This is a genomic window from Methylobacterium sp. ARG-1 (genome assembly GCF_001262595.1).
Taxonomy (GTDB): domain Bacteria; phylum Pseudomonadota; class Alphaproteobacteria; order Rhizobiales; family Beijerinckiaceae; genus Methylobacterium; species Methylobacterium brachiatum.
This window is the reverse complement of sequence record NZ_LHCD01000004.1, coordinates 203334-218543: the sequence shown is the minus strand read 5'-3', so window position 1 is coordinate 218543 and position 15210 is coordinate 203334. Positions and strand designations below refer to the sequence as shown.

The following is a 15210-nucleotide window of genomic DNA, read 5'->3' as shown; positions in this document are numbered from 1 at the left end:
GTCTCTTTGCCGAAGTGGCAGCCTTGCCACGAATGCGTTGCCGGCTTTCGGTCAGTGCGGATCCTTCCAGGCCGTGGCGGCCGGCGGCGCGGCTCGGGCGACCGGCGCGGCGGCGCGCGGCAGCTCGGCCTCGGCCCGCCGCTGCGGCGCCCGGCGGACGCTGCCGGCGCGCCGGACCCGGCGCACATGGCGCCGTCCGCGCTCGCTGGAATTGCCGACGAACCCGCCGACCACGGCGCCCGCGACTGCCCCGATCGGACCCGCCACCAGGGCGCCCGCAACTGCGCCGGAGCCGACCCCCAGGGTCGTCCGGCTCTGGGCATGGGCGGGATCGGCGGCCCCGACCAGGGTCAGGCCGGCCAGGATGTAGACAGTCGTGAAAGCGCGCATGAGACCGGATCCCGGGATCCAAGGATTGGACAGAGCTGGCCTTTAGCCGTGAGAACATGACCAAAGCACGGCTCGATACAGTCGCCCGCCGGACAGTATCAAACGCCGCACGGACTCACCGATCCCGCGCAAGCCGATGTGGCGCGCGGGACGTTCTGCTCTAGGGTGCACCGCAACGAAGACCGGCCGAGGAGCGGCCGCAGGAGGGAGATGCCCATGGCCACGACGACGGACCTGCGCCTGCGCCGGAGCGTGCTCTACATGCCCGGCTCGAACCAGCGGGCGCTCGACAAGGCCAAGACCCTGCCGGTGGACAGCATCATCCTCGATCTCGAGGACGCGGTCGGCCCGGAGGAGAAGGAGATCGCGCGCGACCAGGTCTGCGCCGCGGTCAAGAGCGGGGAATACGGCAGCCGCGAGCTGGTGATCCGGGTCAACGCTCCCCAGACCCCCTGGGGCGAGGCCGACCTGCACGCCGCCATCGAGGCCAAGCCCGACGCGATCCTGATGCCGAAGGTGTCGTCCTCGGCTGTGTTGGAGAGCATCGCGGACCGGCTCGAATCCCTCGACGCCCCCGAGGGCATCGCGGTCTGGGCGATGATCGAGACCCCGGCCTCGATCCTCAACATCCAGGAGATTGCCCGGGCCAAGCGCGACCCGCGCAACCGCCTGACCTGCCTGGTGCTCGGCACCAACGACCTGGCCAAGGACACCTGGGCCAAGATCGTCCCCGGCCGTGTGCCGATGCTGCCCTGGATGATGATGGCGCTGGCGGCCGCCCGGGCCGAAGGCCTGGCGATCCTCGACGGCGTCTACAACGACATCGCCGACACCGAGGGCTGCCGGGACGAGTGCCGCCAGGCCCGCGACCTCGGCTTCGACGGCAAGACCCTGATTCACCCGACCCAGCTCGAGCCGGCCAATGCCTCGTTCGCGCCGACCGAGGAGGAGGTGCGCCGGGCCAAGCTGGTGATCGAGGCGTTCGAGCGCCCGGAATACGCCAAGCGCGGCGCGATCAAGCTCGAAGGCCGCCTCTACGAGCGCCAGCACCTCGGCGTGAACCGCCGCGCCGTCACCTGGGCGGAGGCGATCAAGGCGAAGGGATTCTGAGACTTCGCTCCAGCCCGCATCCTCCGGTGCGCGCGCAAAGCGGCCTACAGGACGCTTCCGGAGGTTGCGCGGCCGGGGGCGACGCGCTCTCCGCAGCCTTGCGGTGACAGAGGCGGGGGTCTCATGTCCTCCAGCCGGAAGGCTTCGTCTCCTTCCGGTGAGGCTGGACCGAAGTCGTCACGCACCGTCGTCCCGAGGCCGCGCAGCGGAGCTCGGGATCCAGAGCCGCCGACGTACAAAGCCCTTGCACCGGCACCGTTTCCGGATTTGCGCGTCCAGCGGCCCGTTCGGGTCCGGGCTCGCCTGCGGCGTCCCGAATGACGGCGCGGGTTTCCGGGTATCAAGCTCCGAGATAAATCGTCCGACCTGTGTCGCCCGTCGCCGCGAAGGGCGTGGAAACGGTTTGCCGCGGAAGGCGCCTACGACGGCGGGTGCGGGTGGGCCGACCTGACGGTCGAGCCGCCAGGCCTAAGCGGGCTCGCGGTCCCGGACATAATCCCAGACCTTGGAGATGACGACCGATCCCTCGCCCACCGAGGACGCGACGCGCTTGACGGAATGGGCGCGCACGTCGCCGACCGCGAAGATGCCCGGCTGCGAGGTGGCGTAGGGCGAGCCAGCGCCGATCGCTTCCCCGGTCAGGACGAAGCCGTTGCGATCGAGTTCGACGAGGCCGGACAGCCAGCCGGTATTGGGTGCCGCTCCCACCATGACGAACACGGCGCAGGTCGGGATCGTCCGGACCGTCCCGTCCGCGATGGTGCGGATGGTCACGGCCTCGAGCGCGTCGTCCCCGTGCAGCGCGCTGAGTTCGGCGCCGTACTCGATGGTGATCGCCGGATCCGCTTCCAGACGGCTCGACAGGTAGCGCGACATCGAGGTCGCCAGCGACGGCCCGCGGACCAGAAGCCGGACATGCCGGGCGGAGCGGCTGAGGAACATCGCCGCCTGCCCGGCGGAATTGCCGCCGCCGACGATGATGGTCTCGGTGTTCTTGCAATAGCGGGCCTCGATTTCGGTGGCCGCGTAATAGACGCCGGCCCCCTCGAAGGCCTCCAGGCGGTCGATCGGCAGGCGCCGGTACTGAACCCCAGTGGCGACGACGACCGCCTGTCCCCGGACGCGCTGAGCGTTGTCGAAGGTCGCGCAATACGCGCCGTCTTCGAGCCGCTCCAGCTTCACCACCCGCCGGGGCATGGCAAACCGCGTGCCGAACTTCACGGCCTGGACTTCGCCGCGCCAGATCAGATCGGCCCCGGAGATCCCGGTCGGGAACCCCATGTAGTTCTCGATCCGGCTCGATGTGCCGGCCTGTCCGCCGATTGCGATATCCTCGACCACCAGGGCGTGCAGGCCTTCGGCGCCGGCATAGACGCCAGCGGCCACGCCGGCCGGGCCGCCGCCGACGATCAGAACGTCGAAAGCCTCGTCGTCCATGAGGTTGTAGTTGAGGCCGAAGAGCTGTGCGACCTTGTCGGGCGTCGGATCCGTCACGACGTTGTTCCGGCCGAAGACCACGGCGGGCCGGTCGGCGGGAACCGAGCAGCTCCTGGCGACGGACGCCGCCTCGGGGCTGCCGAGCGCGTAGGACCGGTAGGGCAGGCGGTTGCGGCTCGCGAATTCTGCGATCCGCCGGACGGCCCGGTCGTCATCCTCGCCGATCAGCACGAGGGTGCCGTCGCGTGAATCGAGCTGGCGCCGCCGCCGCGCCGCCAGGACGGTGATGACGATGTCCGACATTTCGGGGATCTCGGCCATCAGCCGCAGCATCGCGGTGCGCGGCACTTCGATCACGTTGGTGTCGGTGACCGCGCGCATCGGCATCGACCAGCTGCCGCCGTTCAGGAACGCGATCTCGCCCATGAACTGCGTCGGCCCGAGGGTGGAGGGCAGGTGCCGCTCGTCCGTGAACGGGTTCACCACCTCGACCTCGCCGTCCTCGACATAGACGAAGCGGTCCGCCGGCTCGCCGGGCCGCGCCAGGAAGGTCCCGGCCGGGTAAAGCCGCGGAACGCCCGCGGCCCGGATCGCGGCGACATGCGAGGCCGCCAGGGGAACGCGCTGCATCACGCGCAGATCAGGGCCGATCGTTTCCATGTCCTGCCCCTTTCACACAGCGGCATAGGCGGATTGGCATCGCGGGCCTGCGACACAGCCGGCATCCGGATGCCCGGCCGAGGTGCAACGAAGGATTGTTCAAGGTCAAGCTTGGCTCGCGTCCTGGCTGGTGGCGCGCAGCGCTGGGTCGCCTCCCGAGAGCGGGGATGCCTATGGGGGCATTCGGTTCTGCGCCGGACCTGGGCTTAAGACCCTCCCGCCTTGCTCTGGCGAATACGGGCGTCCAGTGTAATGCTTCGGCGGCATTCAATATTCGCACCCATCTCGACTGATCGGTCCGAGAATGAGACGATATTCGACGGGCCGCATCGGATGCCGTTCGATTCGCGGATCTTGGGCGCGCCCCTGAAAACCCAGGGAGGCACGATGAGCAGCGCGAATCCAGAGATGCCGGCCGCGGCCCCGGTGAAGGGCGGGGTCGTCCCCTACCTGACGGTGGACGGCGCCATGAAGGCGGCCGAGTTCTACGTCCGCGCCTTCGGGGCCGAGATCGTCTCCGCAATGCCCGTCGACGATCAGGGCCGCACCATGCACGTCCATCTCCACGTAAACGGCTCGTCGCTGATGCTGAGTGATGCCTTTCCTGAGCACGGCCATCCCCTGCAGGCACCGCAGGCCTTCTCCCTGATGCTCATGGTCGAGGGCATCGACGCGCGCTACGCCCAGGCCGTCGCGGCGGGCGCGACCGCCCTGATGGAGCCGGCCGAGATGTTCTGGGGCGACCGCTACGGCCAGCTGCGCGATCCGTTCGGGATCGTCTGGGCGATGAATCAGGGGAAGCGCTGAGCCCCCCGTCATCCAGAAGCCGAACGCGCGGCCAACCCTTAGCGCCGCGCCGATCCGATCCGCCCGGGAAATGCCGCCATGCCGACGATCAGCACCTGTCTATGGTTCGCCCACGACGCCGAGGCGGCGGCGCGGTTCTACGTGTCGCTGGTGCCGGACTCGAGCCTCGGCCCGATCCTGCGGGCGCCGGGCCCCTGGCCCGGGGGCGAGCCCGGCGCCGCGATCCTGGTGGCGTTCACGCTGGGCGGCCAAAGCTTCCAGGCCCTGAATGGCGGGATCCCGGCCGCGTACGGGACCGCCGCGTCGATCTCCGTCTCCTGTGCGGATCAGGCCGAGGTCGACCGCCTCTGGGGCGCCCTTACCGCGGCGGGCGGCGCGGAGATGATGTGCGGCTGGTTGCGCGACCGCTGGGGCGTGCCCTGGCAGATCGTGCCGGAAACCCTGCCGCGCCTCCTCGCCGATCCCGATCCGGCGGTGGCAGCTCGGGTCTTCGCGGCCATGCAGGCGATGGTGAAGCTCGACGTCGCCGCCCTGGAGTCGGCGGCTGTCGGCCGGTGAAGTCCCGGATCAGGCGCTACGCCGCTAGGTCGTAGCGCGTCCGCTGGGTGCGCGCATCGCGGGCGGTCACAGTGACGTGGCCGTCCTCCTCCAGTGTGGAGAGTGCGCGCAGCACCAGGGCGTGCTCCACCCCGAAGCTGCGTGCGAAGGCCCGACTGTCGCCCGGCAGGCCGAGATCCAGGGCAGCCAGCAATCCCGCTTCCAGCGCGTCCATCCCGGGCTGGGCCGCGGTCCGGCGGTCGAGGGCGGCGACGAACGCCGCCTCGTCGAGATCGCGGCCCATGCGGCTCAGGCCGCCGCCCGGGCTTCCAGGGTAACGAGCACCGACTTCGAGGTCGGCGTGTCGCTCTTCTCACCGAAGGTCGAGAGCGGCACCAGCACGTTCAGCTCCGGGTAGTAGCCCGCCACGGCGCCCCGGGGCATATCGAACGGCACCAGCCGGAAATCCTCGGCCCGCCGGGTCACCCCGTCGGCGTGGAGCCCGACGATGTCGACGCGCTCGCCGATCCGGTCGCGGATCTCGGCGAGGTCGTCCGGATGGGCGAACAGCACCTTCCGCTCGCCGTAGACGCCGCGGTAGCGGTCATCGAGCCCGTAGATCGTGGTGTTGTACTGGTCGTGGCTGCGGAAGGTCTGCAGCACGAACGTGTTCTGCGACTTCTTCGCAACCTGGTGCTCAGTCTCGGCCGGCAAAGCGTCGGCGGAGAAGTTGGCCCGGCCGGAGGCGGTCTCGAACACCCGCTCGGCGGCGAGGTTGCGCAGCATGAAGCCGCGCGGCTTGCGCACCCGCGTGTTGTACTCCGAAAAGCCCGGGATCGTCGCGGCTATGGCCTCACGGATGCGGTCGTAATCGGCCGAGAGCCCGGCCCAGTCGATCGCGGCCGAGCCGACCGTGGCCTCGGCGATGCCGGCGATGATCGCGATCTCCGAGCGCAGCTCCTTCGAGGCCGGCTTGTTGATGCCGCCCGAGCCGTGGACCATGCTCATCGAATCCTCGACGGTCACGATCTGGGTCTTGCCGGACGCGCTCCGGTCGATCTCGGTGCGACCTAGGCAGGGCAGCAGGTAGCCTATCGCGCCCGGCACCAGGTGGGCGTGGTTGAGCTTGGTCGCGATATGGACGGTTAGGCGGCAGGAGGCGAGCGCCTGGGCCACCACCGGGGTATCCGGCGTCGCCCGCAGGAAGTTGCCGCCCAGACCGATGAAGGCCTTCGACCTGCCGTCGCGCATCGCCCGGATCGCCGCCAGGACGTTGTGGCCGTGCTTGCGCGGCATGGCGAGGCCGAAATGCCGCTCCAGCGATTCGAGAAAGGCCACCGAGGGGCGCTCGTTGATGCCGACCGTGCGGTCGCCCTGCACGTTGGAATGGCCGCGCACCGGGCACAGGCCGGCGCCGGGCCGGCCGATATGGCCGCGCAGGAACAGTAGGTTGGCGATCTCGCGCACGGTCGCCACCGAATGGCGGTGCTGGGTCACGCCCATAGCCCAGGTTGCGATCACCCGCTGCGCGCCGAGATAGACATCAGCCATGGCGGAGATGTCGTCGTAGGTCAGGCCCGATTGGTCGAGGATCGCGTCCCAGCTCGTGGCCTCCACGACGGCGCGATAGGCGTCGAGCCCGGCGGTGTGGTGCTCCAGGAAGGCGCGGTCGAGCAGCGAGGGCCGGCCCGAGGCTAGCGCCTCGGCGTCCCGGGCGAACACGATCTTGGCAATGCCCCGGAAGGCCGCCATGTCGCCACCGGAGCGCGGCTGGAGATAGTGGCTGGCGATCGGCTGGCTGGAGCCGCGCAGCATCTCCACGGTGTTCTGCGGGTCGGCGAAACGCTCGAGCCCACGCTCGCGCACGGGGTTGAGCACGACGACCTTGGCGCCGCGCTCGGCCGCCCGACGCAGGTCGCCGAGCATGCGCGGGTGGTTGGTGCCGGGATTCTGGCCGACGCAGAAGATCGCATCCGCCTTCTCGAAATCCTCCAGCAGGACCGTGCCCTTGCCGATACCGATGGCGTCGATCAGCGCGACGCCGCTGGCCTCGTGGCACATGTTCGAACAGTCGGGGAAGTTGTTGGTCCCGTAGGCGCGGGCGAACAGCTGGTAGAGATAGGCGGCCTCATTCGAGGCGCGGCCGGAGGTGTAGAACTCGGCCTGGTCGGGATGGTCGAGGCCGCGCAAGGTCGCGCCGATCTCCGCGAAGGCCTCGTCCCAGCTCACCGGCAGGTAGCGGTCGCTCGCCGCATCGTAGCGCATCGGGTGCGTGAGGCGGCCCTCGCCCTCCAAGGCGAAGTCGCTCCAGGTGCGCAGCTCGGCCAGCGTGTGGCGGGCGAAGAAGGACGGTTTCGTGCGCTTGTCGGTGGCCTCCCAGGAGACCGCCTTCACGCCGTTCTCGCAGAACTCAAAAGACGAGCCGTGCTCCGGATCGCCCCAGGCGCAGCCCGGGCAGTCGAACCCGTCCGGCTGGTTCGCCTTCAGCAAGGCGCGCGCGCCCGATAGCGGCGCGCGGGAGCCGAGCAGATGCTTGCCGCAACTCTTCAGAGCGCCCCAGCCGCCGGCGGCGGATGAGCGCTTCGGAGCCCCGTCAGGCTGGGCCATGGATTGTCCTGGATGCTCTATGAACGCGAGACTGGCTCGCAATTTCGCAACCGCGAGATAAGCGGCACAGGACAGGTGTCACAATGCCAGGCGCGCGCAGGCCCCTCATGCATGGGGCACAGGCTAAGTCACCGCTTGGCAAAGCCTTTCTAAACTAGCGGGCCGGACGCTCTGCGGCCGTTCGATCCCGCCCCGTCCTTGCGAGCGCAGCGAAGCGATCCAGGGCGGCACGCGAGCGCCGAACCGTGCGGATCCCTCGGTTGCTTCGCTGCGCTCGCAAGGACGGTGGCCAATTGGAAAACGGGATCGAACGGCACTCACTCCGCGCGGGCCAGCGCCTCCGCGCCGCGGCCGACGACCTGTCGGAGGGCGGAGACGCCCTCTGCCGCCATCCGCTTCAGCAGGCCGGCCTTGATGCGATCCACCAGCGCTGGCCCGTCATAGACCAGGGCCGAGTAGAGCTGGACCAGGCTCGCCCCGGCCTCGATCTTGGTCCAGGCGGCCTCGGCGGAATCGATGCCGCCGACGCCGATGAGCGGCAGCCTGTCGCCCACCCGGAGCCGGGTCTGCGCCAGCATCCGGGTCGCCGGGCCGAAGAGCGGCCGGCCGGAGAGGCCGCCGGTCTCGCGGGCCAGGCTCTTCTCGGCCAGGCTGCCGGGCCGCGCCACTGTGGTGTTCGAGACCACCAGCGCCTGGACGCCGCGCTTCAGCGCCGTGGCGCAGAGCGCGTCGAGGGCGTCGAGAGCCATGTCGGGGGCGATCTTGAGAAGCACCGCGGCCTTGGCACCGGCCGCATCGCGCGCCTCGACGGTGCGGCCAAGCAACGCGTCGAGAAAGGCTTCGCCCTGCAGGTCGCGCAAGCCCGGCGTGTTGGGCGAGGAGACGTTGACCGTGACGAAATCGACCAGCGGCGCGAGGGTCCTGGTACAGATGACGTAATCGGCCAGGCGGTCGGTCGAGTCCTTGTTGGCCCCGATATTGACCCCGACGATTCCAGGCCGGCCGGCCCGAGCGCGCAGCCGTCCGGCCACCACCGCCAGCCCCTCGCTGTTGAGGCCGTAGCGGTTGATCACCGCCCGGTCGGCGGGGAGGCGGAACGCCCGCGGCTGCGGATTGCCCGGCTGCGGCTGCGGCACCACGCCGCCGACCTCGACGAAGCCGAAGCCAAGGCCGAGCATCGCGTCCGGCACGCGGGCGCCCTTGTCGAAGCCGGCCGCCAGACCGACCGGGTTGGGGAAGCGGCGCCCGAGCAGGTCGACGGCCAACCGTGGATCGTCAGCGGCCGGCTGGCCGGGGGGCATCAGCGACAGGGCGCGCAGGGTGAGGTCATGCGCGCGCTCGGCATCGAGCCGGTGCAGTAGCGGGCGGACCAGCGGGAAGGCGGCGGCAATCATGCGCGCGGCATCCCGGCCGGCAAGACATGCCGCCCATCCTGGTCCAGGGGCAGCTCCTCGACCGACGCGACCGCGGAGAACGGCAGGTCGCCATAGAGATGGGGGAACAGCGCACCGCCGCGCGACGGCTCGTATCGCAGGGCGGCGCCCAGCCTGTCGGCCTCCACCGCGATCAGCAGCAAGTCGCCCTGGCCGGCGAAGTGGCGGGCCGCCGTCTCGGCGGTCTGCTCGGCGGTGGAGAAATGGATGAAACCGTCCGCCCGATCGACGGGCGCCCCGGTGAACCGCCCCACCGCCTCGGCCTCGCGCCACAGCGTACGCGGGCAGATCTTGTAGATGAGCGGCATCGTCATTCCCCGGAAATCGGAGGGTCCATAGCCCATCGGCCCAGGCGCCGGAACCGGGGCGGATGGCGTGTCCCGGTCGACGCATGCGCCAGGAGCTATCCCGCGAGCCGTTCGAAGGCGCTGCAGAAGCAGCTCGAGCAACACTTCCGTCATCTCGGGGCTGCGAAGAGAGGCCCTCCGGAGGAGGCCTCAAGGGATCGCGGCTCTATCCGGAGATGTCCCTCAAGCCATCGTTCTACGATCGCTGGACACCTCAGGATGAGGGGATGGGGTGGAGAGGGTCGATCATAGCGAGCACCCGAACGCGCCGCTCTCGGCCAGCAACACCCGGAAACCAGAACGATTCCATGGGCGATTGCATTCTGCTGGTTGTAGTTCTACTTTCCTACGACTAGGCTGAGCGTCACAGAACGGTGTCCGAGACGAGGCACTCGGACCGGCTCGTGACGGTCTTCAATATTCCGCGCTTCTCCGGCGGTTTCGGTCCGAATCCTCTGGGGGGATTGCCTTCGTGCCCTTGAGGCAGCCGGGTGCCGGCTGGCGAGACGGGGGTGCCGGCCCGCTCACGTTGAGCCTTCGAGCCCGACATGCTGTCTCACGAGCAGATCTGGAACGCCATCGACCGTCTGGCGGAGCGCCATGGCTATTCCGCCTCCGGGCTCGCCCGGCGCGCGGGCCTCGACGCCACGAGCTTCAACCGCTCCAAACGGATCGGCGCCGACGGGCGCAAGCGCTGGCCCTCGACGGAATCGGTCTCGAAGGTCCTGGCCGCCACGGGCGCCAGTCTCGACGAGTTCCTGCGCCTGATCGAGGCCCGGGAGATTCCCGCCCGCACCATGGTCCCGCTGATCGGCCTGACTCAGGCCGGGGCGGGGCGGCTGTTCACCGACGAGGGCATGCCCACCGGCGGCGCCGGCTGGGAGGAGATCGAGTTCCCCGATCTCGGCGAGGAGCGCGCCTTCGCGCTGGAGATTCAGGGCGATTCCATGCAGCCGCTGTTCCGCGACGGGGACGTGCTCATCGTCTCGCCGACCGCCAGCGTACGCAAGGGCGACCGGGTCGTGGTGCGTCTTCATGGCGGCGAGGTCCTCGCCAAGGAGTTGAAGCGCCGAACCGCCCGCACCGTGGAGCTGGTCTCGCTGAATCCGGAGCACGAGGACCGCGTCCTCAACATCGGCGAGGTCGCCTGGATGGCCCGGGTGATGTGGGTCCGGCAGTAGCCGCGCTCCGAGAATAGGTCGGCCGCACTTGGACCGACCGCACTTGGCCCGGCCGCGGTTCGTCGTTATCGCGGGCCTCCTCGCGGGTTTCCCGCACCCGCTCAGCTCGGACGCAGCATGACGCAGCCCGGGACGGATCACGGCCAGGCGGGCGGTCCGCTGACGGGGCAGGCCCGCGCGCTCCTCGATGCGCTGCCCACGCCGAGCTTTCTGGTGGATGCGCAGGGCCGTATCCGGCACGCCAACCCGGCCTTCGAGCGGCTGACAGGGCATCCGGCCGTGGCACTGGCGGAGCGCGGCCTCGACCTGATCCTGGCGACCCGCGGGTCGGCCCCGGACCTAGCCGCCGAGGCGGCGCAGGAATTTCTCGCCGTGCGGTCGGACGGGACCAGCTTCTGGGCGAGCTTGGCCGTGGGTCGGCTCCCCGGGACCGACGAAACCGTCTGTCAGATGCTCGACGTCACGGCGCGGCGCGAGGCCGAGGGCGCGCTGGCGCTGTCGCGGCAGCGCGAGGCCCTGGGGCTGCTGACCAACAGCGTCGCCCACGAATTCAACAACTTCCTGCAGATCCTGATCGGCTACATCGACGGGCTGAAGCGGCGCCTGGGCGACCGGCCGGAGCCGTTCATCCAGCGGGCGCTCAGCCGCTCGGCCGACGCCACCGAGCGGGCCGCGATCCTGACCCGACAGCTCCTGGCCTATTCCCGCCGGATCGCCCCGGACGTGCGCCCGGTGGATCTCGACGCTATCGTGGCGGATCTCGCCGAGCGGCTCGCGCCGGACCTTCCCCCCGGGATCCGCCTCACCGTCAACACCACACCGGGCCTGCCCCGGGCGATCAGCAACCCGACCCAGATCGAGTTCGCGTTGCGGCATCTTGTCGCCAACGCCTGCGAGGCCATGCCGGCGGGCGGCACCCTGACCCTCTCGACCTTCCGGGTCGATCCGAACGACCGGGCCATGCACCAGCCGGGGTCCGGCACGGTCGGGATCGTGGTGAGCGATACAGGGCACGGCATGTCGCCCGAGATGCTGGCCCGGGCGCTGGCGCCGTTCCAGACCAGCCGCGAGGCCGGACGGGGCGCGGGCCTCGCGATCGTGCACGGGCTGATGAAGCGCCAGAACGGCACGATCACCCTAGACAGCCGGCCCGGGGAGGGCACCCAAGTCCGCCTCGCCCTCCCGGCGGCGCCGGACCGGACGCTGCATTGAGGAGACGGCCCGCGACAAACGTCATCACGACGACGAGAGGCGCGGACTAAAACCCGCGCTGACCCGTCACCATATAGTCGTCGGCGGCTTCCGCCACTCGGTTCTCGTCCTCAGAGGCGTGTACATGCTCACCCAATTCTCGCGTCGTCGGCGCACGGCCGCCTTCCTGGCGCTGGCCGCTGCCCTGACCGTCGCGGCCCCCATCGCCGAGGCCCGTCCGGGCGGCGGCGGATCCTTCGGTTCGCGCGGCTCGCGCACCTACACGGCGCCCTCGGCCACGCCGACGGCGCCGGGCGGCGGCTCGACCATGCAGCGGTCCCAGACCGCGCCATCCCCCGGCATGTCCAACCCCGGCATGCAGGCGCCGGCCCAGGGTCGCCGCTTCGGCGGCGGCTTCTTCGCGGGCCTGCTCGGCGCCGGCCTGCTCGGCGCCCTGCTCGGCGGCGGCTTCTTCGGCGGCCTCGGCGGCCTCGCCTCGATGATCGGCCTGCTGTTCCAAGTCGGCCTGGTCGTGCTGGTGGTGATGCTGGCGGTGCGGTTCTTCCGTCGCCGCAGCGAGCCGGCCGGCGCCGGCGCGCCTTACGCGCGCTCGACGCTGGATGGCGGCCCGAACCCGGGTGGCCCGATGGGCGGCCCGGCCCCGGCGGCCGGCGGCTCGTTCGGCGGCGCGCGCCCGGTGCAGACCCGCAAGGTCGAGATCGGCCCGTCCGACTACCAGGCGTTCGAGCGGCTGCTCGGCGACATCCAGGACGCCTATTCTCGCGAGGATCGCGTCACCCTGGGCAACCTGGCGACGCCCGAAATGGCCGGCTACTTCGACGAGGAGCTGCGCAACAACGCCGCCCAGGGCGTGGTCAACAAGATCACGGACGTGAAGCTGCTGCAGGGCGACCTCGCAGAAGCCTGGGGCGAGGACCGTACCGACTACGCCACCGTGGCGATGCGCTATGCCCTCAAGGACGTCATGATCGACCGCGCCAGCGGCCGGGTCGTGAAGACCGAGCCGGCCCCGGAGGCGACGGAGCTCTGGACCTTCCAGCGCCAGCCCGGCCGCGGCTGGGTGCTCTCGGCGATCCAGCAGACCCGCTGATTTGGGACTTGGCGCCCCGGCCGCTCAGGCCGGGGCGCATCCATCAAGCCTGCGCCGTTTGAACGGCGCAGGCTTTTTTTTATGTATTGAGTAGGCGAGGATCGGGCGTTCCGGCAGCCGTGGAAACAAACCCGTCATCCTAAGGCGCCGCAGACGAGTCCGGAATCCAGAGCCGCTGAAGGCGCAAGGTTTTGCGGGACCTGCGTGTCTGGATTCCGGGCTCCGCTCCGCGGCCCCGGAATGACGGGGTGGATGCTTAAGCCGCCGCGTACGCCTTGAATTGGCAACAGGCTGACGAAGCTACCGTCCGCGCTGCGCATCCCACAGATTCGCCAGGGTGACGAACCCGGACACCGGCACCTCCTCGGCCCGGGCCGTCTCCGGGATCTCGGCCACCGCCAGCAAGGCGCCGGGTTCTGGGGTCAGGGCCTTCAGGCTCTGGCGCAGCATCTTGCGGCGCTGGCCGAACGCTGCCCGGGTCACCGCCTCGAGGGCGCTGGCCCGGCAGGGCAGGGGCTGCGCCCGAGGCATCAGCCGCACCACGCTGGACGTCACCTTCGGGGGCGGCACGAAGGCCGAGGGGCTCACGTCGAACAGGATGTCGGCCTGGGTACGCCAGCCGCACAGCACGCCGAGACGGCCGTAATCCGCTCGGGTCTCAGGCCCCGCAACGATGCGTTCGGCGACCTCGCGCTGAAACATTAGCACCGCCTGGTCCCACCAGGGCGGCCAGGCCTCGCCGTCGAGCCAGCCGGTGAGCAGCGCCGTGCCGACATTGTAGGGCAGGTTCGCCACGATCCGGGCCGGCCCATCGCCGATGAGAGGCCGCGGATCGAATTCCAGCGCGTCGGCATCAACGACTTCCAGCCGGCCGGGATAATGCGCGGCGATTTCGGCGAGGGCCGGGAGGGCGCGGGGATCGCGCTCGATCGCCACGACCAGGGCGGCGCCCTCGGCGAGCAGCGCCCGGGTCAGGCCGCCAGGGCCAGGGCCGACCTCCACGACGGTGACGCCTTCGAGTGGCCCCGCCGATCGAGCGATCCGCCCGGTGAGGTTGAGATCGTAGAGGAAGTTCTGGCCCAGCGCCTTCTTGGGCTCCAGCCCGTGCCGGGCGACGACTTCGCGCAGGGGCGGCAGCCCGTCTCCATCGCTCACAGCTCGTCCTCGGCGTCGAAATGCTGGGCGCCCGACGCGCGCGGTCGTCCGGCATAGATGCTGAACGGGATGATGTCGGCGCCGCCCGGCCCCGGGGCGATGCGGGCCGCCTCAGTGGCGGCGAGGCGCTCGGCCAGCCGCAGCGCGGCGATCAGGCTGTCCGGCCTTGCGACACCGGTGCCGGCGATGTCGAAGGCGGTGCCGTGATCGGGCGAGGTCCGCACAAAGGGCAGCCCGAGGGTGACGTTGACCCCGTCATCGAACGCAATGGTCTTGATCGGGATCAGCGCCTGGTCGTGGGTCGGCGCCAGGGCGACGTCATAGGTCGCCCGGGCCCGGGCGTGGAACAGCGTGTCGGCCGGCAGCGGCCCGCGGATGTCGATGCCGGCGGCGCGCAGCCGCGCCACCGCGGGGGCGAGCACGTCGCGATCCTCGTGGCCGATCGTCCCGGCCTCGCCGGCATGCGGATTGAGCCCAGCCAGCACCAGCCGCGGCTCGGGCAGGCCGAACCGGTCGCGCAGGTCCCGCGCGACGATCCGGGCCGTGTCCTCAACCAGTTCCTGGGTGAGCAGACCGGGCACGTCCTTGAGGGGGACGTGGATCGTCACCGGCACGACGGCGAGATCTTCGCTCCAGATCATCATCACCGGACGCGGCGGCGTGCGGCCGGGCGGGACCGATAGGGCGGCCAGGAACTCGGTGTGTCCGGGATGAGCGAAGCCCGCCCGGGTCAGCACGAACTTGGCGATCGGGTTGGTCACCACCGCGCTGGCGCGCCTGGCCGCCACGAAGGCGACGGCGGCGGTGATCGACTCGATCACCGCGCCGGCATTGGCGGAGTCCGGCGCCCCGGGCTCTGCGGTGACGGTCGCGCCACTCGGCAGCGGCACGACCGGCAGCGCCCGGGGGAACACCTCGGCGGCGGTCTCGGGATCGACCTCGGCCACCGGCACCAGCCGGTTCAGGCAATTGGCCAGGTGCTCGATGAAGTCCGGGTCGGCGACCAGGAAGAACGGCGGCAGCGGGTTCGCCCCGCCGCGGGCGAGCCAGGCGCTGAGCGCGAGCTCCGGGCCGATCCCGGCCGGGTCTCCGAGGGTGAGGGCGAGAGGCGGCATACGGCGTCTATAGCGCCGGCGGGGCGGGGGCGCATCCTTTTGGGGTCCGAGTGGCGCTTTACGTTTCGTCAGCAGGGTTTGCGGTCTACACGCCCCTGCCTCCACCCTTGCAGGGGAAGGCGTACGTTA

The 15210-nt window shown here is 70.4% G+C and carries 14 protein-coding genes; 6 read left to right on the top strand and 8 right to left on the bottom strand.

The features are described from left to right. Positions 1–51 precede the first annotated feature (51 nt). Positions 52–390, bottom strand: a complete 339-nt coding sequence (locus AKJ13_RS06875) for a hypothetical protein (protein WP_050732681.1) — start codon at positions 388–390, stop codon at positions 52–54. A gap of 216 nt (positions 391–606) precedes the next feature. Here AKJ13_RS06875 and AKJ13_RS06870 point away from each other — a divergent pair, with 216 nt between their 5' ends. After that, complete coding sequence (locus AKJ13_RS06870; RefSeq protein ID WP_007567840.1) at positions 607–1500, top strand: CoA ester lyase; 894 nt, start codon at positions 607–609, stop codon at positions 1498–1500. A gap of 468 nt (positions 1501–1968) precedes the next feature. Here the strand turns inward: AKJ13_RS06870 and AKJ13_RS06865 are convergent, their stop codons facing one another. Next, complete coding sequence (locus AKJ13_RS06865; protein WP_050732680.1) at positions 1969–3597, bottom strand: cyclic nucleotide-binding domain-containing thioredoxin-disulfide reductase; 1629 nt, start codon at positions 3595–3597, stop codon at positions 1969–1971. Positions 3598–3984: 387 nt separating this feature from the next. Here AKJ13_RS06865 and AKJ13_RS06860 point away from each other — a divergent pair, with 387 nt between their 5' ends. Together AKJ13_RS06860 and AKJ13_RS06855 are read left to right on the top strand one after the other, a co-directional pair. Continuing rightward, entirely contained in the window at positions 3985–4404 is a 420-nt protein-coding gene (locus tag AKJ13_RS06860) for a glyoxalase/bleomycin resistance/extradiol dioxygenase family protein (protein WP_050732773.1), read from the top strand. A gap of 78 nt (positions 4405–4482) precedes the next feature. Then, positions 4483–4962, top strand: coding sequence for a VOC family protein (locus AKJ13_RS06855; RefSeq protein WP_050732679.1), 480 nt, complete (start codon positions 4483–4485; stop codon positions 4960–4962). A gap of 16 nt (positions 4963–4978) precedes the next feature. Here AKJ13_RS06855 and AKJ13_RS06850 read toward each other — a convergent pair whose 3' ends face one another. From AKJ13_RS06850 to AKJ13_RS06835, 4 genes are all read right to left on the bottom strand, one after another. Further along, complete coding sequence (locus AKJ13_RS06850; protein WP_050732678.1) at positions 4979–5245, bottom strand: hypothetical protein; 267 nt, start codon at positions 5243–5245, stop codon at positions 4979–4981. 5 nt (positions 5246–5250) lie between these two features. Continuing rightward, entirely contained in the window at positions 5251–7548 is a 2298-nt protein-coding gene (locus tag AKJ13_RS06845) for an FdhF/YdeP family oxidoreductase (RefSeq protein WP_050732677.1), read from the bottom strand. A 317-nt stretch (positions 7549–7865) separates the two neighbouring features. Further along, a complete protein-coding gene (locus AKJ13_RS06840) occupies positions 7866–8942 on the bottom strand; it encodes a quinone-dependent dihydroorotate dehydrogenase (RefSeq protein ID WP_050732676.1) in 1077 nt (358 codons plus the stop codon). Further along, the gene (locus AKJ13_RS06835) at positions 8939–9289 is read right to left on the bottom strand and encodes a DUF952 domain-containing protein (RefSeq protein ID WP_050732772.1); all 351 of its coding nucleotides are present in this window, start codon (positions 9287–9289) and stop codon (positions 8939–8941) included. Before AKJ13_RS06835 ends, AKJ13_RS06840 begins: the two co-directional genes overlap by 4 nt. A gap of 587 nt (positions 9290–9876) precedes the next feature. Between AKJ13_RS06835 and AKJ13_RS06830 the strand changes: the two genes are divergently transcribed. From AKJ13_RS06830 to AKJ13_RS06820, 3 genes are all read left to right on the top strand, one after another. Further along, positions 9877–10509, top strand: a complete 633-nt coding sequence (locus AKJ13_RS06830; RefSeq protein ID WP_007567824.1) for a helix-turn-helix transcriptional regulator — start codon at positions 9877–9879, stop codon at positions 10507–10509. Positions 10510–10626: 117 nt separating this feature from the next. Beyond that, entirely contained in the window at positions 10627–11721 is a 1095-nt protein-coding gene (locus AKJ13_RS06825) for a PAS domain-containing sensor histidine kinase (protein ID WP_050732675.1), read from the top strand. A gap of 124 nt (positions 11722–11845) precedes the next feature. Then, on the top strand, positions 11846–12811 hold the full coding sequence (locus AKJ13_RS06820) for a TIM44-like domain-containing protein (RefSeq protein ID WP_050732674.1): 966 nt from the start codon (positions 11846–11848) through the stop codon (positions 12809–12811). Between the two features lie 300 nt (positions 12812–13111). On the opposite strand, the gene rsmA is transcribed toward AKJ13_RS06820, so the two are convergent. Together rsmA and pdxA are read right to left on the bottom strand one after the other, a co-directional pair. Continuing rightward, a complete protein-coding gene (gene rsmA / locus AKJ13_RS06815; protein WP_050732673.1) occupies positions 13112–13966 on the bottom strand; it encodes a 16S rRNA (adenine(1518)-N(6)/adenine(1519)-N(6))-dimethyltransferase RsmA in 855 nt (284 codons plus the stop codon). Beyond that, entirely contained in the window at positions 13963–15081 is a 1119-nt protein-coding gene (gene pdxA / locus AKJ13_RS06810; RefSeq protein WP_050732672.1) for a 4-hydroxythreonine-4-phosphate dehydrogenase PdxA, read from the bottom strand. Before pdxA ends, rsmA begins: the two co-directional genes overlap by 4 nt. Between the last annotated feature and the right edge of the window lie 129 nt (positions 15082–15210).

Coding starts and splice junctions, on each gene's coding strand:
- AKJ13_RS06870 (WP_007567840.1), top strand. CDS start 607: ATGGCCACGACGACGGACCTGCGCCTGCGCCGGAGCGTGCTCTACATG.
- AKJ13_RS06875 (WP_050732681.1), bottom strand. CDS start 390: ATGCGCGCTTTCACGACTGTCTACATCCTGGCCGGCCTGACCCTGGTC.
- AKJ13_RS06865 (WP_050732680.1), bottom strand. CDS start 3,597: ATGGAAACGATCGGCCCTGATCTGCGCGTGATGCAGCGCGTTCCCCTG.
- AKJ13_RS06855 (WP_050732679.1), top strand. CDS start 4,483: ATGCCGACGATCAGCACCTGTCTATGGTTCGCCCACGACGCCGAGGCG.
- AKJ13_RS06820 (WP_050732674.1), top strand. CDS start 11,846: ATGCTCACCCAATTCTCGCGTCGTCGGCGCACGGCCGCCTTCCTGGCG.
- AKJ13_RS06840 (WP_050732676.1), bottom strand. CDS start 8,942: ATGATTGCCGCCGCCTTCCCGCTGGTCCGCCCGCTACTGCACCGGCTC.
- AKJ13_RS06825 (WP_050732675.1), top strand. CDS start 10,627: ATGACGCAGCCCGGGACGGATCACGGCCAGGCGGGCGGTCCGCTGACG.
- AKJ13_RS06830 (WP_007567824.1), top strand. CDS start 9,877: ATGCTGTCTCACGAGCAGATCTGGAACGCCATCGACCGTCTGGCGGAG.
- AKJ13_RS06860 (WP_050732773.1), top strand. CDS start 3,985: ATGAGCAGCGCGAATCCAGAGATGCCGGCCGCGGCCCCGGTGAAGGGC.
- AKJ13_RS06835 (WP_050732772.1), bottom strand. CDS start 9,289: ATGCCGCTCATCTACAAGATCTGCCCGCGTACGCTGTGGCGCGAGGCC.
- AKJ13_RS06845 (WP_050732677.1), bottom strand. CDS start 7,548: ATGGCCCAGCCTGACGGGGCTCCGAAGCGCTCATCCGCCGCCGGCGGC.
- pdxA (WP_050732672.1), bottom strand. CDS start 15,081: ATGCCGCCTCTCGCCCTCACCCTCGGAGACCCGGCCGGGATCGGCCCG.
- AKJ13_RS06850 (WP_050732678.1), bottom strand. CDS start 5,245: ATGGGCCGCGATCTCGACGAGGCGGCGTTCGTCGCCGCCCTCGACCGC.